The sequence below is a fragment of the Persicitalea jodogahamensis genome, assembly GCF_014651615.1.
GTDB lineage: Bacteria > Bacteroidota > Bacteroidia > Cytophagales > Spirosomataceae > Persicitalea > Persicitalea jodogahamensis.
In genome coordinates this window covers 596,083-615,697 of record NZ_BMXF01000004.1, presented here as the reverse complement: position 1 = coordinate 615,697, position 19,615 = coordinate 596,083, and the positions used below count along the sequence as shown (strand labels likewise).

21 protein-coding genes and 1 tRNA gene are annotated in these 19,615 nt (G+C 45.5%); 13 read left to right on the top strand and 9 right to left on the bottom strand.

Annotation, left to right across the window (positions count from 1 at the left end):
* Positions 1-96 precede the first annotated feature (96 nt).
* A tRNA-Leu gene (locus IE117_RS20950) sits at positions 97-180 on the top strand.
* Between the two features lie 113 nt (positions 181-293).
* Here IE117_RS20950 and IE117_RS20945 read toward each other — a convergent pair.
* Entirely contained in the window at positions 294-905 is a 612-nt protein-coding gene (locus IE117_RS20945; RefSeq protein WP_189566778.1) for a deoxynucleoside kinase, read from the bottom strand.
* Between the two features lie 228 nt (positions 906-1,133).
* Here IE117_RS20945 and trhO point away from each other — a divergent pair, with 228 nt between their 5' ends.
* From trhO to IE117_RS20930, 3 genes are read left to right on the top strand one after another with little or no spacing between them, the layout of a single operon-like run.
* Complete coding sequence (gene trhO, locus IE117_RS20940) at positions 1,134-2,108, top strand: oxygen-dependent tRNA uridine(34) hydroxylase TrhO (protein WP_189566776.1); 975 nt, start codon at positions 1,134-1,136, stop codon at positions 2,106-2,108.
* Positions 2,105-2,926, top strand: a complete 822-nt coding sequence (gene surE, locus IE117_RS20935) for a 5'/3'-nucleotidase SurE (RefSeq protein WP_189566774.1) — start codon at positions 2,105-2,107, stop codon at positions 2,924-2,926. The genes trhO and surE overlap by 4 nt, the downstream gene beginning before the upstream one ends.
* Positions 2,927-2,979: 53 nt before the next feature.
* The gene (locus tag IE117_RS20930; protein WP_189566772.1) at positions 2,980-4,536 is read left to right on the top strand and encodes a GH3 family acyl-acid amido synthetase; all 1,557 of its coding nucleotides are present in this window, start codon (positions 2,980-2,982) and stop codon (positions 4,534-4,536) included.
* A gap of 34 nt (positions 4,537-4,570) precedes the next feature.
* Here IE117_RS20930 and IE117_RS20925 read toward each other — a convergent pair whose 3' ends face one another.
* Positions 4,571-5,182 (bottom strand): LysE family translocator, encoded by a 612-nt coding sequence (locus tag IE117_RS20925; protein WP_189566770.1) that lies wholly within the window; start codon positions 5,180-5,182, stop codon positions 4,571-4,573.
* A 1-nt stretch (position 5,183) separates the two neighbouring features.
* Positions 5,184-5,729: an NUDIX domain-containing protein gene (locus IE117_RS20920; RefSeq protein ID WP_189566768.1), complete on the bottom strand. Its 546-nt coding sequence runs from the start codon at positions 5,727-5,729 to the stop codon at positions 5,184-5,186.
* A 48-nt stretch (positions 5,730-5,777) separates the two neighbouring features.
* Between IE117_RS20920 and IE117_RS20915 the strand changes: the two genes are divergently transcribed.
* Positions 5,778-6,782, top strand: a complete 1,005-nt coding sequence (locus IE117_RS20915; protein WP_189566766.1) for a cation diffusion facilitator family transporter — start codon at positions 5,778-5,780, stop codon at positions 6,780-6,782.
* Between the two features lie 60 nt (positions 6,783-6,842).
* On the top strand, positions 6,843-7,772 hold the full coding sequence (locus tag IE117_RS20910) for a sugar phosphate isomerase/epimerase family protein (RefSeq protein WP_189566764.1): 930 nt from the start codon (positions 6,843-6,845) through the stop codon (positions 7,770-7,772).
* A 26-nt stretch (positions 7,773-7,798) separates the two neighbouring features.
* Here IE117_RS20910 and IE117_RS20905 read toward each other — a convergent pair whose 3' ends face one another.
* The 3 genes from IE117_RS20905 to IE117_RS20895 are packed head-to-tail and all read right to left on the bottom strand — an operon-like array spanning position 7,799 to position 9,630.
* Positions 7,799-8,506 (bottom strand): SDR family NAD(P)-dependent oxidoreductase, encoded by a 708-nt coding sequence (locus tag IE117_RS20905; RefSeq protein ID WP_189566762.1) that lies wholly within the window; start codon positions 8,504-8,506, stop codon positions 7,799-7,801.
* Between the two features lie 43 nt (positions 8,507-8,549).
* A complete protein-coding gene (gene folE / locus IE117_RS20900) occupies positions 8,550-9,233 on the bottom strand; it encodes a GTP cyclohydrolase I FolE (RefSeq protein WP_189566761.1) in 684 nt (227 codons plus the stop codon).
* Positions 9,211-9,630 (bottom strand): 6-pyruvoyl trahydropterin synthase family protein, encoded by a 420-nt coding sequence (locus IE117_RS20895; protein WP_189566759.1) that lies wholly within the window; start codon positions 9,628-9,630, stop codon positions 9,211-9,213. The genes folE and IE117_RS20895 overlap by 23 nt, the downstream gene beginning before the upstream one ends.
* Positions 9,631-9,945: 315 nt before the next feature.
* Between IE117_RS20895 and IE117_RS20890 the strand changes: the two genes are divergently transcribed.
* The 6 genes from IE117_RS20890 (at position 9,946) to IE117_RS20865 (ending at position 15,900) form a co-directional block, all read left to right on the top strand.
* The gene (locus tag IE117_RS20890) at positions 9,946-11,298 is read left to right on the top strand and encodes a Gfo/Idh/MocA family protein (protein WP_189566757.1); all 1,353 of its coding nucleotides are present in this window, start codon (positions 9,946-9,948) and stop codon (positions 11,296-11,298) included.
* 112 nt (positions 11,299-11,410) lie between these two features.
* Positions 11,411-12,634, top strand: a complete 1,224-nt coding sequence (locus tag IE117_RS20885; RefSeq protein WP_189566755.1) for a sugar MFS transporter — start codon at positions 11,411-11,413, stop codon at positions 12,632-12,634.
* A 120-nt stretch (positions 12,635-12,754) separates the two neighbouring features.
* Positions 12,755-14,752, top strand: a complete 1,998-nt coding sequence (ispG, locus tag IE117_RS20880; RefSeq protein WP_189566754.1) for a (E)-4-hydroxy-3-methylbut-2-enyl-diphosphate synthase — start codon at positions 12,755-12,757, stop codon at positions 14,750-14,752.
* A 1-nt stretch (position 14,753) separates the two neighbouring features.
* Positions 14,754-14,942, top strand: coding sequence for a DUF6728 family protein (locus IE117_RS20875; RefSeq protein WP_189566751.1), 189 nt, complete (start codon positions 14,754-14,756; stop codon positions 14,940-14,942).
* On the top strand, positions 14,939-15,289 hold the full coding sequence (locus IE117_RS20870) for an MmcQ/YjbR family DNA-binding protein (RefSeq protein WP_189566750.1): 351 nt from the start codon (positions 14,939-14,941) through the stop codon (positions 15,287-15,289). The genes IE117_RS20875 and IE117_RS20870 overlap by 4 nt, the downstream gene beginning before the upstream one ends.
* 20 nt (positions 15,290-15,309) lie before the next feature.
* Entirely contained in the window at positions 15,310-15,900 is a 591-nt protein-coding gene (locus tag IE117_RS20865; protein ID WP_189566748.1) for a tetratricopeptide repeat protein, read from the top strand.
* Between the two features lie 7 nt (positions 15,901-15,907).
* Here IE117_RS20865 and IE117_RS20860 read toward each other — a convergent pair whose 3' ends face one another.
* From IE117_RS20860 to IE117_RS20850, 3 genes are all read right to left on the bottom strand, one after another.
* Positions 15,908-16,954 (bottom strand): YyaL domain-containing protein, encoded by a 1,047-nt coding sequence (locus tag IE117_RS20860; RefSeq protein ID WP_189566746.1) that lies wholly within the window; start codon positions 16,952-16,954, stop codon positions 15,908-15,910.
* A gap of 158 nt (positions 16,955-17,112) precedes the next feature.
* Positions 17,113-17,454, bottom strand: a complete 342-nt coding sequence (gene gldC, locus IE117_RS20855) for a gliding motility protein GldC (RefSeq protein ID WP_189566744.1) — start codon at positions 17,452-17,454, stop codon at positions 17,113-17,115.
* A 38-nt stretch (positions 17,455-17,492) separates the two neighbouring features.
* Complete coding sequence (locus IE117_RS20850; protein WP_229581225.1) at positions 17,493-18,227, bottom strand: DUF4197 domain-containing protein; 735 nt, start codon at positions 18,225-18,227, stop codon at positions 17,493-17,495.
* Positions 18,228-18,336: 109 nt separating this feature from the next.
* On the opposite strand from IE117_RS20850, the gene IE117_RS20845 reads away from it, so the two are divergent.
* Positions 18,337-19,599, top strand: a complete 1,263-nt coding sequence (locus IE117_RS20845) for a competence/damage-inducible protein A (protein WP_189566740.1) — start codon at positions 18,337-18,339, stop codon at positions 19,597-19,599.
* Positions 19,600-19,615: the final 16 nt, after the last annotated feature.

Genomic DNA, 19,615 nt, shown 5'->3' with positions numbered 1-19,615 from the left:
CAGAATCATTTGAACAGTTACAGTATGCTGAAGCAAATAATTGAATTTAATATGTTTCGTTGCTCTAACTATTTGTTTGAAAGAAAGACACTTACCGTCCGGGTGGTGGAATTGGTAGACACGCTACTTTGAGGGGGTAGTGCCTTAACAGGTGTAGGGGTTCGACTCCCCTCTCGGACACCTCGAAAACTGCATTTCTAAAACGGAAATGCAGTTTTTTTTTGGACAAAGCATATAATTCAAATCGACGTAGTTTGCCTGGGGATTCCATATTTAATGCAGAATCCCCAGAATCAATAAAATAATTCGCCGTCCAGTACTGATACAATTGCCTGAAAATCATTAGGGTTGTTGGCAAAATCGATTTCATTCACATCGATAACCAATAATTTTCCATGATCGTATGTGCTTACGAATTTTTCATAATACTCATTGAGGCTTTTCAGGTAATCGATGGATATGTCTGATTCGAAATCCCTTCCTCGCTTTTTTATCTGCTGAACTAGTTTCGGTATGTCTGCCTTCAGATAAATCATCAGATCGGGCGGTGGTACCGAATTAATAATCGAGTCGAACAACAAGAGATAGCATTCGAAATCTCGCTCCGTCAGGATCTTTGAATCGTAAAGATTTCGCGCGAAAATGTGGGCATCCTCGTAAATTGTCCTATCCTGAATAACGGTGGAATAAGTAAGAGAGCGTATTTTTTGAACCTGGGCAAACCGACTGTTCAAGAAGTAGATTTGCAGATTGAACGCCCAGCGCTCCATATCTTTATAAAAATCTGCCAGGTAAGGGTTACCTTCAACAGCTTCATATAATACGCCCCAACCATAGTGGTTGCCGAGCATTTGGGTTAGGGTAGTTTTTCCTGCCCCAATATTACCAGTAATAGCGATATGCACTTCTAAAAAAAATTTAGGTGGAAATAAATAATTAACAAGCTCGGACCCGAAAGGAAATTTTTCAAGCGGCAGTTACAGCCAATAGTATTGATAGTACTTCCAAACTGCCACGCCAAAGTTACCAGTCATTTTTTAAGTAATGACTGGTTGAAAGCCAAAATTTGGAGATTGGATAGGTGTAAAAGCGAGGGTTCGTATCTTTGTGCGTTGAGGATTTAATTAATCAAGATGAAGGATTACCGCGTAATACTGTATTATATCTATGCAAAAATTGATGACCCCGTCACGTACCGGGACGAGCATCACCTGTTTTGTCTTAATAACAGCTTATTGGGAAGGGTTATCGTCTCTAAGGAAGGGCTGAATGGTACAGTTTCAGGTCTGGAAGCGGATTGCGAGGCCTATATGAGATTTATTCATGCTGATCCTCGCTTTGAACGTGTTCAATTCAAAATTGAGGCGCATGACAGGCATGCCTTTAATAAATTACACGTTAGGGTAAAGGATGAGATCGTAAACTCTGACCTGCCTGTTGACCCGAATGTCAGTACAGGAAAGCACCTTGAGCCAGATGAATTCAAACAAATGCTCGCCGATCCCGATGTGGTATTGGTAGATATGCGATCGAATTATGAACATAGTGTGGGTCGTTTCAAAGGTGCTGTCACCTTTGACATGGAGAACCTGAGAGAGTTACCAGATCATATTTCCGAAATTGAACATTTACGGGATAAGAAAGTGATCACTTATTGCACCGGGGGGATCAAATGCGAGAAGGCGAGTGCCTATTTATTGGAACGGGGTTTCGAGAATGTATACCAATTGCATGGCGGAATCATCCGCTATGGTCTGGAAGAAGGCGGGGAGAACTTTGATGGAAAATGCTATGTGTTCGACAATCGCGTTGCGGTGGACGTAAACCAGGTAAACCCCATCGTCATCTCGACATGTCATGTTTGCGGTACCCACTGCGATCGTATGGTAAACTGCGCAAATCCCGAATGCAATCTTCACGTACCTATTTGTCAGAATTGTGGAGAAGAGCTGGAAGGCGCCTGTTCGCCAGCCTGCCAGCAGCATCCGCTGAAGCGACCATATGACGGAACTGGTAACTATGCCACCAAAAGCAATCATTACAACCCCATTCAGGGATTTAGAAGTATTAAGAAACAAGAAATCAGTAAGAAATCCACCACAGAATGAATATAGAAAAAGAGCCTTTCGAAAGTGCTAAAAAACCACTGATTTTGGTCACGAATGACGATGGAATAACATCGTTAGGTATCCGAACGTTGGTAGAGTTGATGCAGACATTGGGTGAGGTAGTTGTGGTGGCACCTAATAGTCCACAGTCTGGTATGGGTCACGCGATCACGATTGGGGAGCCTCTCAGGCTTTATTCCACTGAGTTGTTCGCTGATGTCGATGAGTATGAATGCTCCGGAACGCCCGCTGACTGCGTGAAACTGGCCAAGCATTATGTTCTGAAAGATCGCGCACCTGATTTGGTGGTAAGCGGTATCAATCACGGAAGCAATAGCTCGATCAGTGTACTGTACTCAGGTACCATGTCAGCAGCGATCGAAGCCGCAATTGAGGGAATTCCGGCTATCGGCTTTTCACTCTGTGATTATCGCGAAAAGGCTACGTTTGACCACGTGAAAGAGTTCGTAGTATCCATTACAAAAGCAGCTCTGGAGAATGGAATTCCGAAGGGCGTTGCCTTAAACGTAAATTTGCCGGCTGAATCTGAGAGTCCGATCCAGGGTGTAAAAGTCTGCCGGCAGGCAAATGCAAAGTGGCAGGAAAAATTTGATTACCGGAAAGACCCTTACGGCAGAGGTTATCTATGGATGGCGGGCGACTTCGTAAATTTCGATGCAGATAAAGAGGACACGGATGAATGGGCTCTGTCGCAGAACTATATCTCGGTCGTCCCCTGTCAGTATGACCTTACCGCCTATACGGCATTTGAAAGTATGGCTGCCTGGAACCTGAACCCGGTTGAGATGGTGAAATAGATGCGTATCTCACCTTCATAAACATCTGAAATAAAATAGTACAATTCAAAGATATGGCAATTATTGGTAGTTTGTTGAAAAGAGGAATTCGGATGGGGAGCCTAGTGACATCCCGCCGGAAAATAAATCCTTTCAAGCAGCAAAAAAGAACGCTCGCAAAACTCATTTCAAAAGCGCGTTATACCGAATTTGGAGAAAAATATAGATTTGAAGAAATACTGAGCAGTTCGCTTTTTAACGATTCAAGCGAATTCTACGAAAAGTACAAGAATCTTGTACCGATCTACGATTATAATAAAATCTATAAAGAGTGGTGGCACCGTCTGCTGAACGGAGAAAAAAATGTTACATGGCCTGGGCAGGTTAAGTACTTTGCCCTGAGTTCAGGTACTTCTGAGGCTTCCACCAAACATATTCCTGTAACCAACGCCATGTCGCGGGCAATGCAGAGGGCAAGCATCCGACAAATTCTCAGCCTGGGGCGTTACAAGAATCTTCCCGACAAGCTTTACGAAAAAGGGTTTTTAATGCTGGGCGGAAGTACCGACCTAAGCCGCAAGGATAATCATTATGAAGGTGACCTGAGCGGAATAAATGCCAGTCAGATCCCCTTTTGGTTTAAGCCATATTATAAACCTGGCGAAAAAATTGCTGCGGAAAAAGACTGGGCATTAAAACTCGAAGAAATAACATTGCAGGCAAAAGACTGGGATATCGGGTTTGTAGTGGGTGTGCCTGCCTGGATTCAATTATTAATGGAGAAAATAATTGATCATTATAAATTAAAGAACATCCACGAAATCTGGCCCAACCTTCTGGTGTTTGGACATGGTGGAGTATCCTTTGAACCTTACAAAAAGGGTTTTGAACGCCTTCTTGGGAAACCACTGATTTATATCGACACCTATCTGGCTTCCGAAGGTTTTTTAGCCTACCAGCCGCGGCCTAGTTCTTCCGGCATGCAGCTTGTGATGGATAACGGGATATTTTTTGAGTTTGTACCCTTTAATGATATCAATTTCAATACCGAAGGCGAAATAAAGGAAAATCCTGAAACGCTGATGGTGAACGAAGTTGAGGAAGGTAAGGAATACGCATTACTTATCTCGACCTGTGCCGGCGCCTGGCGTTATCTCATTGGCGATACGGTGAAATTTGTGGATAAAGCCAACGCTGAAATTGTCATCACCGGCAGAACCAAGCATTACCTGAGTCTGTGCGGCGAACATCTGTCGGTAGATAACATGAACAAAGCGATCGATTTGATATCCAATGAATTGGGTATTTCAGTAAAAGAGTTTACCGTAGCAGGGGTGTCGCACGGTTCCCTGTTTGCTCATCACTGGTATATTGGCAGCGATCAAAAGATAGATCAGTCCGAAATAAAAAGGCTCATCGATGCCAAGCTCAGTGAAGTGAATGATGACTACGCTGTGGAAAGAAAACACGCTTTAAAGGACATCTTCGTAACGATGCTTCCCAACGAAGCCTTCTATGGCTGGATGGAGACCAAAGGAAAAATGGGTGGACAGCATAAATTTCCCCGTGTTCTCAAGAAAAATCTGATCGGAGACTGGGAAACTTTTTTGAAGTTAAAGGGGTATGTTTGACTTTTTTCTCCCCAATGATATTTGCAAAATAAAATCAGAAAAATACTGAGTAAGCAATCTGAAAGGCAATAAAAATAAAAACCAGCCCAGTCACTTGATTGAAAATCTTCACCGTTTTTGGGGTGAAGATTTTTTTTAGCCGGTGAGCCGATAAAGCAATACCCGATTCCGTCAGAAAGATAGCCAGCAAGCTCATTCCAAAAAATAAGCTTATTTCCTCTATTCCGTAATGTAACGTGGAGCGGACATAAGTAGCTATGGTGACCCAGCTTATAAAATTGACGGGGTTGAGTCCATTCAATAGAAAGCCGGTTGAGAAATAAAAGACAAAATTCCCGAACCTTGATTTAGGATAGGCGATTTGGGGCTGATTTCTAAATAAATTATTCAAACCCAAAATGAGTAAGAAAACGATTCCCGCACCAGCCATCCATTTCTCAAAACCTTCGATGTGAGGGAGCAGTGCCGTGCCGAAAATAGCAAAGAATACAAATATCGCGTCACATACCACTACCCCAAAGGCGATCTTCATGCCACTCCGGTAGCCATTGTCCACACTATTTTGAACCAATGAAAAGAAAACGGTTCCAAAGGTGAGGCAGAGCAGAATGCCTGTCACCAATCCGTAAAAACTCGCCTCAAGCATATTAGATGCCTTTGATCCTCGCTACCATTAATATACCGCAAACAGACAGGGAGTCAGTGATTTCTGATCGCATAACCATATCTACCGCCTCGCTGAGCGAAACCTTTTTCACCAAAAGCTCCTCGGTGTCCTCCGGTTCGGTATCATGCTGACTGAGTCCTTCGGCGGTATACAGAAATCCTTCCTCATCCGTGGCAGAATTCGAGGTATGAATGCGGGCAATCTTTATCCACCTTTCCGCTTTTAACCCGGTCTCTTCTTTCAATTCTCTTTTGGCCGCTTCTAACGGCTCCTCTCCTAGCGGGCCTCCTCCTTCGGGAATCTCCCACGAATATTCATCCAGTGTGTAACGGTATTGCCCTACGAGATAAACATTGTTATCATCATCCAACGGGATGATTCCTATCGCCTTATTCTTAAAGCTTACCAATCCGTAAATCCCTGGTTTTCCAGCCGGATTTATAACATCCCTATGGTGGAGTTTAAGCCAGGGATTCTCGTACACTACCTCATCAGACAGTGTCTCCCAGTTATTTTCGTGAGTCATGGAAATTTTATTCTTAATACCTTTGGGGAAGTTGAATCTGGATTTAAAATGCAAATAAACCAAAATAAGCGCAAGATTCGTCTGATACTGCTCTCTTTCCTAATGAGCATTCTACTATCTGGCATCAAATTTCTGGCTTATTATCTGACTGATTCGAATGCCATCCTTAGCGACGCACTCGAATCCATCATCAATATTTTTGCCAGCGGTTTTGCCCTATATAGTATCCGATTGTCCGCCTTGCCGAAGGATACAAATCATCCGTATGGCCATGGGAAAATCGAGTTTTTTTCAGCCGGATTTGAAGGGGGATTGATAATAACCGCTGCAGTCTTTATCTGCGTGGGAGCCATCCAGAGATTCCTGGAACCTGCACCATTGGCAAATCTTTCACTTGGATCGGGATTGATTGCCATTACGGTAATCATTAATGGTGGAATAGGCTACTACCTTGTGAAGGAGGGGAAAGCCCATAATTCGCTGGCGCTCGTAGCCGACGGTCGGCATTTGCTCTCCGATGCTGTAAGCAGCGTAATACTAGTCGCCAGCGTGGTGATGGTATTATTCACTGGGCTTGAATGGATCGATAGCGCTGCTTCGCTGTTTTTCGGCGTTTTGATCGCTTTTAATGGATTTCAACTCCTCAGAAAGTCAGTCGCCGGGTTGATGGATGAGAGTGACCGCAATTTGCTGGAAAACGTTGTTGAAGCGATCAGGCAACATAAGAAGGATTATTGGGTGGATGTTCACAATCTGCGCGTTCAACAGTACGGGGCAGATCTGCACATCGACACCCACCTGACGTTGCCCTATTACTGGACTTTGCAGCAATCACATGAAGCGGTAAGGGAGTTTGAGAATGTTCTAAAAGAAAACCATCCCGGCGAAACCGAAATATTCGTCCACGCCGACCCATGCTTGCCGCAATGCTGCTACTTTTGCCGGTTGGACGACTGTCCAGTCAGGCAACATGCCTTCCAACACGATATTGACTGGGATGTCGTTAATTTAGCCAAAAATCAGAAGCTATTCACCGAAGTTAAGATCGGTTAAATCAGCCATCGCACGAACCATTTATTCAATTACAAATTCCCAAACATTATTAACCGCACTATGTCACAAAATAGAAGAGAATTTATTAAATCCATTGGAATCGGGGCCCTAGGCGCGACAACTTTTTCCGACCTGTTGGCAGACTCAGCGAAGAAGAAATTATTTTTTGACATATCCTTAGCGGAATGGTCGTTGCATAAAGCGCTATTTGCCAAGAAAATCACCAATATGGATTTCCCCGAAATCGCGAGGAAACAGTTCGATATTGGGATTGTCGAATACGTAAATCAGTTTTTCAAAGACAAGGCAAAAGACACTGCCTATCTCAACGAACTACTTCAACGCTGCAAGGATAACGACATCAAAAATCATCTGATCATGATTGATGGTGAGGGGGGACTCGGTGAACTAGACGATTCCAAGCGCAATCAGGCCGTTGAAAATCATTACAAATGGGTGGAAGCTGCCAGATATCTGGGCTGCAAAACAATTCGGGTGAATGCATTCGGCACCGGTACTGCGGAGGAAGTGGCTAAAGCGGCGATTGATGGGTTAGGAAAACTCGGAGAATACGCCGGTAAGGAGAAAATTAACGTTATCGTGGAAAATCACGGTGGCTATTCATCTGATGGGCAATGGCTTTCAGGAGTGATGAAACAGGTGGGAATGAAAAATGTAGGTACTTTGCCTGATTTTGGAAATTTCTGTCTGGAACGGAAAAAGGGCTCATATGACTGCGTGAAGGAATATGACCGCTACCAAGGCGTCAAAGAATTGATGCCTTACGCCAAGGGAGTAAGTGCGAAATCGTATGATTTCGATGAAGATGGCAATGTTATCGAAACTGACTACCTTAAAATCATGAAGATTGTGAAAGACAGCGGCTTCAAAGGAATTGTCGGTATTGAATACGAGGGCAGCAAAACTGACGAGTATGAGGGGATCAGAAAAACGAAGGAGATGCTGGAAAGAGTCGGGAAAATGATATAATTTTCGAGGGTGTCGGTGGTGAATGTTTATTTGAGCTTTCCTAATCCACCATCGACACCCAAAATTTGCCCGGTAATCCAGCTCGCATCTTCGCTCACCAAGTAGGTAGCAGCAGTGGCCAGATCCTGAGGTGTGCCAAATCTACCCAGCGGGTGCCGCTTGGCCGACGCCTCCCTCCTGTCTTCGGACGACAACAACTGTTCGGCCAACGGGGTATCGGTGAGTGATGGGGCTATCACATTGAAGCGAATACCTGCCAGGGCAAATTCTGCTGCCAGTGCAATCGCTAATCCTTGCAACCCAGCCTTGGCCATGGCTATAGAGGTATGGAATGTAAAACCAGTGTTGGCCGCAACACTGCTAAAAAACACCACACCCGCGCCATTGGATTTTTTCAGACGATTGATGTTGGGTTGCAAAGCCGCCACAGCCCCAAGGGTGTTGATTTGAAAATCAGTATTAAAGTTTTCAAGCTTCAAACGGCCAAATGGTTTCAGATTAATGGTTCCGGCGCAGTAAATAAGGCCGTGCATGGTCTCTGGTAAGCTGTCAAAAACGGAATCCTCCGGAGCTAAAGCATCCCATTTCAGAAACTCCACTTCAAGGTCAGGCTTGTTGCGGCCGGCCACCCAAACGGTACCGCCCTCAGCCAAAACCATGCGGGCCGCTTCATGACCAATGCCAGTGCTGGCGCCTACGATGAGGATATTCTTATTCGCGAATCTTTTTTTCAAGAGGATAAATTTTGCTGGTGCTTAATGAGCCTGCCTTCAACATTTACATTTCAAGGTAGCTTAGAAACTCTTTCCGGGTGGCTTCTTCTCTAAATTTACCTCCGTAAAATGAGGTGATCGTAGAACTACCCGAGTCCTGAATTCCCCGTGATTGAACACACATGTGCTGAGCGTCCACGACTACCGCTACGTCTTCCGTTTTTAATACATCTTTCAGCTCATTGGCTATCTGAACAGTGAGCCTTTCCTGCACTTGGGGGCGTTTTGAGTAGTATTGTACGATGCGGTTCAGCTTGGAAAGACCAATGACTTCACCGCTTGAAATATAGGCAACGTGGGCTTTGCCGTAAATGGGGACAAAATGGTGCTCGCAGTTTGAAAATACCGTGATATCCTTCTCCACGAGCATTTCACCATACTTGTACTTATTTTCGAAGAGCGTAATGGCAGGTTTATTTTCAGGATTCAGACCGCTGAAATTTTCCTTAATGAACATCTTGGCTACCCGATGCGGCGTGCCGTTGAGACTATCATCCGTGAGATCAAGTCCCATGATTTCCATGATATGACGGAAATGTTTTTCGATGAGCTCGATCTTGATATCGTCGTCCATAGCAAAGGCGTCTACCCGCAGTGGTGTATCGTAAGAAGTCATAATGTGGTCGTGGCCAATGTCGTCGACTTCGCCATCATTGGGCAATCCGTTATTCGGTGGGGTATTCAACATAATTTCTTTCCGTTTCGTAGAGGCGAATTTTTAAATCAAACTTAGAATCAATTGTATTTCTTAAAATGTCATGGATCACGATCGCGATATTTTCAGCCGAAGGGTTTAAGTCACTAAATTCATCGGTATCCAGATTGAGATTTTTATGGTCGAAGCGATCAAGTACGTTTACCTTTATCACGTCGCTCAATTTCTTCATATCATAGACGTATCCTGTCTCCGGGTCGATTTCCCCCGTAAGTCGCACTTCCAGATCGTAGTTATGACCATGAAAATTAAAATTGTTACACTTGCCATAAACGCGTTCGTTTTTCTCATCGGACCAATTAGGGTTATTGAGACGATGTGCGGCATTAAAATGCTCCTTACGGAACACCGAGACTCTGTGTGGCGTCATGTGATATTAAAGTAAAATTCAGGTCTAAATGTCGTTACAAAGTTTGTGTACAACACATTTGTGACCGCTGGGTGTGGTCTGTCCTTGCCCATTGGATTATAAATGCACTGGACTAACGAGGCGTCTTATTCTTTTGTTTAAGCTGCAATATTTAATCTCATGCAGCGCGAAAATATGACTACCTTACTCTAAACGCCTGTAAAAAAGCCGTTTGTACAGATACTTTTATTCAAAAATCATTAATTAATAAATAAATTTACTATTGGGTGATTTAAGAATTATTTTGCGGCTTGTAAAAACAACCTCCTCCTTTTAATGAATAGACGAAATTTCCTTCAGAAAAGCAGCCTTGCAGCAACCGCTTCCGGTATTATTCCGGCTTTCAGCTTTACAAACCCCGCCCCAGCGGACAAAGTTCGTCTCGGTTTCATAGGCGTGGGTATGCGAGGCCGTAATCATGTACAGCAGGCCATGTTTCGGCCCGATGTGGAAATCAACGCAATCTGTGATATTGATCCTGATGCGATAAAAACCACCTTGGCAATGATTACCAAAGACGGCCGTAAAAAACCGGAGGTGTATGCTTCAGGAGATGAGGACTTTCTCAAAATGGTTAAAAGGGACGACCTTGACGGGGTGGTCATTGCCACACCTTGGGAATGGCACGTACCGATGGCCGTAGCAGTAATGAAAGGCGGCAAGTACGCCGGGGTGGAAGTCTCGGCGACAGTCACTTTACAGGAATCCTGGGATCTCGTAGACACCCATGAGCAGACAGGCTCACATTGCATGATCCTGGAAAATGTCTGCTACCGTCGCGATGTGATGGCGGTATTGAACATGGTACGCAAAGGCTTGTTTGGCGAAATGACATACGCCCACTGTGGATATCAGCATGACTTGCGGGAGGTGAAATTCAACAACGGTAAGCAAGCCTACGGAGGAGGCGTTGAATTCGGCGAGAAAGGATATTCAGAGGCAAAATGGCGCACGCAGCATTCAGTGGATCGCAACGGCGATATTTATCCTACCCATGGACTTGGCCCGGTAGCCCATTGGTTTGACATCAACCGTGGCAATAAATTCAACTACCTTACTTCTACGGCTACGAAGTCCCGGAATTTGCACAAATATATTGTCGAAAAAGGCGGTGAGAACCATCCGAATGCCAAGGTGAAGTTTAAATTGGGTGACGTAGTGACAACCGTTATTGACTGCTACAATGGAGAAAACATTGTAATTATGCACGATACCAATTCGCCGCGCCCCTACTCCCTCGGATTTCGGGCGCAGGGTACCGAGGGTATCTGGATGAATGACGGCAGCATGATTTACCTGGAAGACTCAGCCAAAAAGCCTCACACCTGGGAAGCCGCCGGTCCAATCCTTGATAAATACGATCACCCGGTATGGCAGCAAAACGCCAGCGAGGCGGAAAATGCCGGTCATGGCGGCATCGACTATTTTGTGCTGCGTGGCTTTATCGAGGCAATAAAGAATAAAGTAGCCCCTCCGATTGACGTGTATGATGCTGCAGCCTGGAGCGCCATTAGCCCACTTTCCGAGCTTTCAATCGCCCGAGGTAGCTCTCCAGTTGAAATTCCTGACTTCACTCGTGGCAAGTGGCGCACAAACAAGCGTATATTTGGGCTTGATGGCAGCTACTAGTCATAATATTTAAAATTTCAGTACCAAATGTACTAGTTTCCTATTCTGGCTTCCTCGGTTCTCACTTTCTGTACCAATTGCGAATATCAATTTAACAAAACCCTCTCTCTCCGTGTCTCAAAACAAGCCCAACTACCTCGGTCCATTGATAATTGTAGGCGTTTTATTTTTCATTCTGGGTTTCGTGACTTGGGTGAATGGTACGCTCATTACTTTCTTTCAGAAAGCCTTTAACCTCGATAACACCAGTTCTTACCTCGTCACCTTTGCATTTTTTATCTCCTACACTTTGATGGCATTACCATCGGCAGCGGTGCTGAAAATGGTCGGCTTCAAAAACGGGATGTCGGTTGGCCTTCTGGTCATGGCCGTAGGTACAGTGATATTTGTCCCTGCCGCGAACTCTGCCTCCTACACATTATTTTTGGTCGGATTATTTACCATTGGTATAGGCCTGACCTTGTTACAAACTGCAATTAATCCCTATGTGACTATTCTTGGTCCCAAGGACAGTGCAGCCGCTCGCATTAGTTTTATGGGACTGGCCAACAAGGCTGCGGGTATTGTCAGTCAGGTTATTTTTGGTGGATTACTGCTGGCTGGAACTACGGCCACAACCCAGGCGGAGGAACTGGACAAAGTCGTTACCCCGTATCTCATTTTGACAGGCGTCTTGGTAGGAATGGCATTGCTGATTAAAATGTCAAAAAACTTGCCGGAAATTGATGAACCTGAAGATGACCTTCCCACCGACGGGTCAGTTAATGTTGCCAAAGACAGCATTTTTCAATTTCCCAATCTGATGCTGGGTGTATTCGCCATATTTTGTTACGTGGGTGTCGAGGTAATCGCTGGTGATACCATTATCAGTTATGGAGTGACGAGCGGTTTTCCTGAGGAGGAGGCAAAATTGTTCGGCACCTACACCCTGAGCGCAATGATCGTTGGCTATATCATGGGCATTCTACTAATACCTAAGTATATCTCCCAGCAAGCATGGCTGAAATTTTCCGCACTCTTCGGCATTGTCGTGACAATCGTGGCAATATTTACAACGGGTTATACCTCAGTCCTATGTATAGCACTGTTGGGCTTATCCAATGCCGTCATGTGGCCTGCTATCTGGCCGCTCGCGATTGAAGGCCTGGGCAAATTCATCAAGACCGGGGCAGCCTTACTTGTGATGGGGATTTCTGGCGGCGCCATTCTTCCCTTGGTTTACGGAGCCTTAGCGGACTCAATGAGCAGCACCCAAAACGCTTATGTACTCATGATCCCATTGTATTTATTCATTTATTATTACGCTGTCTGGGGTCACAAAAAGCGCATTTGGTAAAATCAGGGAGAGATACCCACCCTGTTTAACGTATTGAGTGGATCAAAGCGAACTTTCAATTACCTTCAATTAAGAACTTTTTGGAATTGCCTTCGTTTTGAAATAAAACGCAACTGTAATATGGAAGCCATACTTTCCGATCCGGCCCTAGTTTCAAAAACCTCCTATTGCCCTTCACTAACCAGCTACCAGCGCCGACAAACGATCACGGTCAACATAGGCGACCTTCCCCTGGGTTCTGACTACCCTATCAGGGTCCAGTCGATGACTACTGTCGATACCATGGATACCGAGGGTTCAATTGCCGAAGTAATCCGGATGGTCGAGGCTGGATGTGAGTACGTTCGGATTACCGCGCCAAGTGTAAAAGAGGCACAGAATCTCGAAAATATCAAGAATGGATTGTTGTCGCGCGGGATTCGGGTACCACTTATCGCTGATATACACTTTACCCCAAATGCCGCCGAGCTGGCCGCCAGGATTGTAGAGAAGGTTCGGATCAACCCCGGCAACTACGCCGACCGGAAGCGTTTTGAAGTTATTGACTACACTGATGAATCATACGCTGCGGAATTAGAGCGGATCAGAGAGAAGTTTATGCCGCTCGTAAAGATTTGCCAGGAATATGGCACCGCCATGCGAATCGGCACCAACCACGGATCACTTTCTGACAGAATTTTGAGTAGGTATGGTGATACGCCGCTGGGCATGGTAGAATCGGCGCTGGAATTTCTGCGGATTTGTGAGGAAATGAATTACTCCCAGATCGTGCTTTCCATGAAATCCAGTAATACGCAGGTGATGGTGGAGGCCTACCGTTTACTGGTTCAGCGGCTGGATGAAGAGGGACTGAAACCATATCCATTGCATTTGGGTGTTACCGAAGCTGGCGAAGCCGAGGATGGCCGGATCAAGTCTGCGGTTGGGATCGGTACGCTTCTGGAAGACGGTTTGGGGGACACTGTGCGGGTTTCACTGACTGAGGCACCGGAAAATGAAGTTCCAGTGGCCAGGGCTCTGGTGGATAGGTACTCTTCGCGATCTGATCATGCACCCATTGATCCTGTGAGCCGCCTTCCTATCGACCCTTTTCAGTACAACCGTCGCACCACGCATGAGGTGAATAACATCGGTGGAATCAATGTGCCACGCGTGATTGCTGATTACTCCCAAGTTTTGGTAGAAACCCACGAAGACCTTCGTAGCGTTGGTCACTTTTTCCTGCCCGTTCCCGACAAGTGGGCAATGAACGATCAGGGCGCCGACTACATCTATTCGGGTCAGCAACCCATTCCCTTCATGCTTCCCAACGGGCTTAAAGAAATTCTCGACTATCGTGTCTGGGTTGATCATCCGGATCGTAAAAACAAACTACCTCTTCTCACTGTTCAGGAGCTTACCGAAAACGGCGATGTGCACAATGCTTTGAACTTTGTTCAGGGGGACATCCACGACTTCAATGATGAATTTTTGAATCATTTTGATGATCAGGGTAAGGTAGTTTTCGTCCTTACTTCCAGCAATGAGCATGCTATGGCTGAGATGCGGCGGCTCTTTTTCAAATTCTTAGAGAAGAAAATACTTGCACCCGTCGTAGTCAGGAGAACTTACAAGGCACAAAGTTCTGAGACATTGCCATTGTTTGCGGCTACGGATGTAGGAGGTTTGTTAGTTGATGGATTGGGAGACGGCATTTGGTTGAGTCCCGGTTTCGAGGAGGTTGCAATGAAAGATGGTAAATTGAAGACCGCAGCGGAGTTCAACTCGATTGCTTTTGGCGTCTTGCAGGCAGCCCGGACCCGAATGTCTAAAACCGAGTATATCTCCTGCCCCTCCTGCGGCCGGACCTTATTCGATCTTCAGGAGACAACAGCCATGATTCGCAAACATACTGAGCACCTCAAGGGTTTAAAGATTGGCATTATGGGCTGTATCGTGAATGGTCCCGGCGAAATGGCGGATGCCGATTACGGCTATGTGGGGATGGGAAAAGACAAGATTGCCCTTTATCGCGGCCAGCAAGTCGTTAAGCGTTCAGTCACTGCCGAAAAGGCTGTTTCGGAATTGATTGAGATTATTAAGGAAGACGGCAGGTGGACAGAACCTTCAGACAATTGATATGAGTGATTTCAAAAAATATTTTCAGATTGGTGATGTATTCAAATATTTCATCCGTGTTTTTAAAAAGCCTGACCCCAACGATCCCAGTTCGTTCAATTTGAAAATGATGCATGGGATCAACCGGATCTCAATCGTGATGTTCCTGTTCTGTGTAATCGTGATGATTTTTAGAGCCTGCACACGGTGAACATTGAAGATCTGCGCGATTTTTGCCTTTCATTGTCAGGAACAACGGAAGGATTTCCTTTTGGGGAACAAACCTTAGTGTTTAAGGTAAAGGACAAAGTTTTTCTCCTGACACCACTGGATACCGAGATTCTGCAATTCAATGCGAAATGCAACCCTGAGACAGCGCAGGAACTGCGCGAGCAATTTGAGTGCGTTCTTCCCGGCTACCACATGAACAAAAAGCACTGGAATACGGTACTGGCAGATGGCAGCGTGAACGATGAAATGTTGAAATCCTGGATCAGAGACTCTTACGATTTGGTAGTGGCTACGCTTCCTGCCAGAGTCCGCGCAGACCTTCTCTGACCAATTAGAACCCAAAGCAAATGGAAATATGCCTGGTCGTCCTGCTTTTCATACCTTACCTTTTCATCAAGTATCTCCTCACCGATCATGAATCGAAGGCAGAAAAGGACTTAATTCGCTTTTCAGAAGGTGTCAGGCTGATAGAAGGAAGCAAGTTCGAAACGGCATTTCATTATTTCGACGAGGCCGTTAAGGCTAATCCCAAATCCGCCGTCGCGTATGCGCTGCGTGGCAAATGCAATCTCCGTGATGAGAATTACTATTCCGCGATTTATGATTTCTCTCAAGCATTAAGCTTCGACAATACCCTTGCCGACTGCTATCTGGATAAGGGAAAAGCTCATTTTGCTTTACACGAGTTCGAAGATGCCTTTCGGGAATTCGACAAAGCTGTCTGGTTTTTCAGAAATGAGAAGGCTGATGCCCTGCGGTTACGAGGCTTGTCGAGGTTACGTATGGATCAATTTGCGCAATCAAAACGTGATTTGCTGCGAGCGGTGGAATTAGGGGACGAGGATTCGGTTCAAATATTATCCCAATTCCCCTTTAACATAGATTTGCCCTATGTTATTGAGGCAGAACAGAAAGGGCCAAATCTCACTAAGGACTAATCAATTACTATTGTCTGCGCTTGGCTGCGGCCAATTCCATCCGAAGATTCACCTCCTCTTCAGAACCTTTCGGAGCCATTTTTAAGGCATTTGCCGCCCAACGTTCAGCCGAAGGTACGTAGCTCGCATCTGGTGAACGTTCGTTAAAGTACTTCAACAAGTAGGCGTAATCAGGTACTTTAAGAGGTACTTGCGTAATGTGCGTATTGACCAGGTCTACTGCGCGCTGCGGTGTATTTTCCCTAAAATAAGCATTTATCAATGGCAGAAGCACCCTGTTCCGGGCAACTTGCGGGTCGATCTCAGCATTTATCATGTAATCACGCATCTGCTTGATTTTAGTGCTGCTGTACTGATTGCCAAAACTGCTGTAAAGGGACGACATAATAAGGTTTTCCGCTACATTTTTTACCTCAGCGGCATCACGACCTTGCCGGTAAACCGGTAAATGCGTCACGAAATATTTGCCCAGCGGATTCTCAACATCCATAAGTAGTTTCTGAATAGCAAGATAATTCGTCTCCGACGAATAGCTGCTTTCTGGCTGCTGACTGGCATATATTTCCATCGCCTTACGGTTAGCCACGGTGTCCATCGTTACTTTACTGAACAAGGCGTAATCAATAAGAAATTGATTATCCCTTTCACCAGCCTCAAACCGCCGCTTCATTGAGTCTGCCCGGCGTTCCGGATCAAGTGCAATTTTGCCTTGCTCAACCAGCTGTTCAGCATTTGCATCGATGGTGGCCAGGTGAGTGAGATTCCGGTTCTGATCAAAGTACAGAAGCAACGGAAGAGAAGGAACAAAAATCTTTTGTCCCAAAACGAAACTCTGAAATTCCGGCGAGTTGACCTCAATCCGGTAATTAAAAAATGTCTCGTTATAGAACTCACTGACTTTATCCGTATTGAAAATGGGAATGAAACTCTGGCAAACGTGACAGGACTCCGAATATATTTCTATGAAGAGGGGCTTGCCTTCCGCCTTCGCCATTTCAAACGCTTTGTCAACATTGTTGGCATAAAAAACTACCCCCTCCTTCGTGATGGGCACCAATGGATCCGAAACTGTTGTGCCTGATGCAGATTCAGCACTATTCTCTTGATTACCAGAATTTTCACTGCAAGAAAATAACAGTGTTAGAAAAAAGAACAACCCCAAAATACCAGTTGGGTAGCACTTATATGCCGATTTCCTCATCGTATACGATATTATTCTGCTGCTTTAATTTCCGCTTCCAGATCCTTGCTCAGTTGTTGGCAGAGAGCCTCAATGTTATCCGCCATTTTTTTGTCATTAGTCGCAGTCAGGAGTGTATCGGCGATACCGCTCATTGTCTCAATATAAAAGCGCTTCATATCAAAAACTTCCATGTCTTTTGTCCACAGATCAATTTTCAAAGTACCCCGGTGGTAATGATCCCACACGGCAACGGCAATGGCGCGGGTATCCTCGATTCCCTCATTGGGGTTATCGGTAGCGCTCCAGTGGATTTTGTCTGGAACGTTTTGATTGTCGAGATCGACAGTGAAATTTATTTCTGATTTTTTCATCAATTAGATAGATAGAAGGATTTCCACAAAAGTACACACTACTGCCCTGCCCGCGCAAAAACACGCTTCAAAATATCCGTCACCCGCGCGGCCGGGTCCTCCCTTATTTTCTTTTCCTCCTGGGCAATCAGGAAATACAGGCCATCCATTGCCTTCTGGGTAGCGTATTGTTTCAAATCCGGATTCACCTTCTGTACGAAGGGAATTTTGTTATAGGTGTTCACAAGGTCTGCGTAGTACCGGGTAGCCTGGTTGAGATTGAGCGTACTGTCGACTACCGGAAAGAAAGTATCATACAATTCCTCGTTGGTAGTTCTTTTCAAATAGTTGGTTGCGGCATCGTCTGGACCTCTGAGAATACCCACGGCATCATTGATCGTCATTGAAGTGATCGCTTTAATAAAAATCGGTTTGGATTTTTTGGCAGCGTCTTCAGCAGCGCGATTTAAGGAAAGAACAAAGCGGTCCACCTCATCACCAAGCCCGATTTGCCGAAGTGTGTTTTCAACCTTCTGGGCATCGGGAGGAAAAAGTATCTTGATATACTCGTTTTTCAAGTAGCCATCAGTGCGCGATGCTTCCGCAGAGCCGTTCCCAATTCCAACTTTGAGAGCTTCTTTCAAGCCATTGGCGATTTCATTTTCCGACAGCGCACCGGACTGCTCCTGCACCTGACCTAAAATCTTACCTAACTTTGTTTTGCCAAACTGCGCTTGCGACGAACATCCGGTCATTAACAGGATGATCGGCACTATTATCCAATTTTTATTCATTGTTGTTGGTTTTGTTTGCATCTTGAACTACTCGACAAACGTAATCGTTCCCGATAAATTTTACGTAATTTTGGCCTGAAACAAGGGTTATATAACATAAATCGCACCAATGAGGCCCCCGATCAAGGCGGAAATAATGACGATTGGCGACGAGATTCTCTTCGGCCAAATCACCGACACCAACACGCAGTGGATTGGTACGGAACTGACAAATGTAGGCATTCGAGCCACTCGCAAAACTTCGGTAGGCGACAATGCCGAAGATATTCTGGCAGCTTTGGGAGAAGCCCTCGCCAGGGTCGATTTATTGATCATTACTGGTGGCTTGGGGCCCACCAAGGACGACATCACGAAGCATACGCTGTGCAAATTCTTTGATACAGAACTCGAAATCAATGAAGATGCATTGCAGCTGATATCCGATTTTTTTAACAGGCGCGGACGCCCGATGACTGAACTTAACCGTCAGCAAGCAGCTTTACCTAAAAACTGCACCTATCTGCAGAATGACTGGGGGACTGCGCCGGGAATGTGGTTTGAGATTGATGGCAAAATAGTTGTTTCGCTGCCTGGCGTACCCTTTGAGATGAAAAATCTGATGACTCAGCGGGTACTGCCTCGACTGCTGACTTTTTTCAAGCCACCCATTATTCGCCATAAAGTTATCAGAACCATTGGCATCGGCGAGTCCACTCTTGCCGAAATGATAGAATTCTGGGAGGACAGTTTGCCGCAGCACATCCGACTGGCTTATTTGCCCCATTTTGGCCAGGTTCGTTTGCGGCTGACTGCAACCGGAGACGATGAAAACCAATTGGCTAGTGAACTTGCCTATGAGACAGAGCGCATCATGCCAGTGATCAAAAAGTGGGTGTATGGGTATGATCATGATGAAATGGAAACCGTAGTTGGAAAACTACTTATGACCCAACACGCCACACTCAGCACGGCCGAAAGTTGTACGGGAGGCTTTGTAGCTCATAAACTCACAAGCATTCCCGGCGCCTCACGCTATTTCACAGGTTCAGTAGTTGCGTATGACAATGATGTAAAAATGAACACCCTGGGGGTACCTATGGCTGACTTACTTGATTATGGTGCTGTGAGTGAACAAACTGTGTCAACTATGGCCGAGGGTGTTCGAAAACTGATGCATACCACCTACGGCATTGCCACAAGCGGAGTTGCCGGGCCAGACGGTGGCAGTCCTGAAAAACCGGTAGGTACTATTTGGATCGCGTGCGCCTCCCCGAGCCGTACCACGACCCGGATGCTCACTCTCACCAAGCATCGCGCCGTGAATATTGAGCTGACTGCGACCTATGTACTGGACTTGTTAATGAAATGTATTTTAGAGGAAGTAGCCCAATAGCGTCATCTGTGAACCC

Bases quoted from the DNA above. Each gene is read 5' to 3' on its own strand.
- IE117_RS20850 (WP_229581225.1), bottom strand. From the start codon at position 18,227: ATGAATAAAAATTGGATAATAGTGCCGATCATCCTGTTAATGACCGGA.
- folE (WP_189566761.1), bottom strand. From the start codon at position 9,233: ATGTTGAATACCCCACCGAATAACGGATTGCCCAATGATGGCGAAGTC.
- trhO (WP_189566776.1), top strand. From the start codon at position 1,134: ATGAAGGATTACCGCGTAATACTGTATTATATCTATGCAAAAATTGAT.
- IE117_RS20895 (WP_189566759.1), bottom strand. From the start codon at position 9,630: ATGACGCCACACAGAGTCTCGGTGTTCCGTAAGGAGCATTTTAATGCC.
- IE117_RS20920 (WP_189566768.1), bottom strand. From the start codon at position 5,729: ATGACTCACGAAAATAACTGGGAGACACTGTCTGATGAGGTAGTGTAC.
- IE117_RS20925 (WP_189566770.1), bottom strand. From the start codon at position 5,182: ATGCTTGAGGCGAGTTTTTACGGATTGGTGACAGGCATTCTGCTCTGC.
- IE117_RS20875 (WP_189566751.1), top strand. From the start codon at position 14,754: ATGAGTGATTTCAAAAAATATTTTCAGATTGGTGATGTATTCAAATAT.
- IE117_RS20890 (WP_189566757.1), top strand. From the start codon at position 9,946: ATGAATAGACGAAATTTCCTTCAGAAAAGCAGCCTTGCAGCAACCGCT.
- IE117_RS20845 (WP_189566740.1), top strand. From the start codon at position 18,337: ATGAGGCCCCCGATCAAGGCGGAAATAATGACGATTGGCGACGAGATT.
- IE117_RS20910 (WP_189566764.1), top strand. From the start codon at position 6,843: ATGTCACAAAATAGAAGAGAATTTATTAAATCCATTGGAATCGGGGCC.
- ispG (WP_189566754.1), top strand. From the start codon at position 12,755: ATGGAAGCCATACTTTCCGATCCGGCCCTAGTTTCAAAAACCTCCTAT.
- IE117_RS20865 (WP_189566748.1), top strand. From the start codon at position 15,310: ATGGAAATATGCCTGGTCGTCCTGCTTTTCATACCTTACCTTTTCATC.
- IE117_RS20930 (WP_189566772.1), top strand. From the start codon at position 2,980: ATGGCAATTATTGGTAGTTTGTTGAAAAGAGGAATTCGGATGGGGAGC.
- IE117_RS20915 (WP_189566766.1), top strand. From the start codon at position 5,778: ATGCAAATAAACCAAAATAAGCGCAAGATTCGTCTGATACTGCTCTCT.
- gldC (WP_189566744.1), bottom strand. From the start codon at position 17,454: ATGAAAAAATCAGAAATAAATTTCACTGTCGATCTCGACAATCAAAAC.
- surE (WP_189566774.1), top strand. From the start codon at position 2,105: ATGAATATAGAAAAAGAGCCTTTCGAAAGTGCTAAAAAACCACTGATT.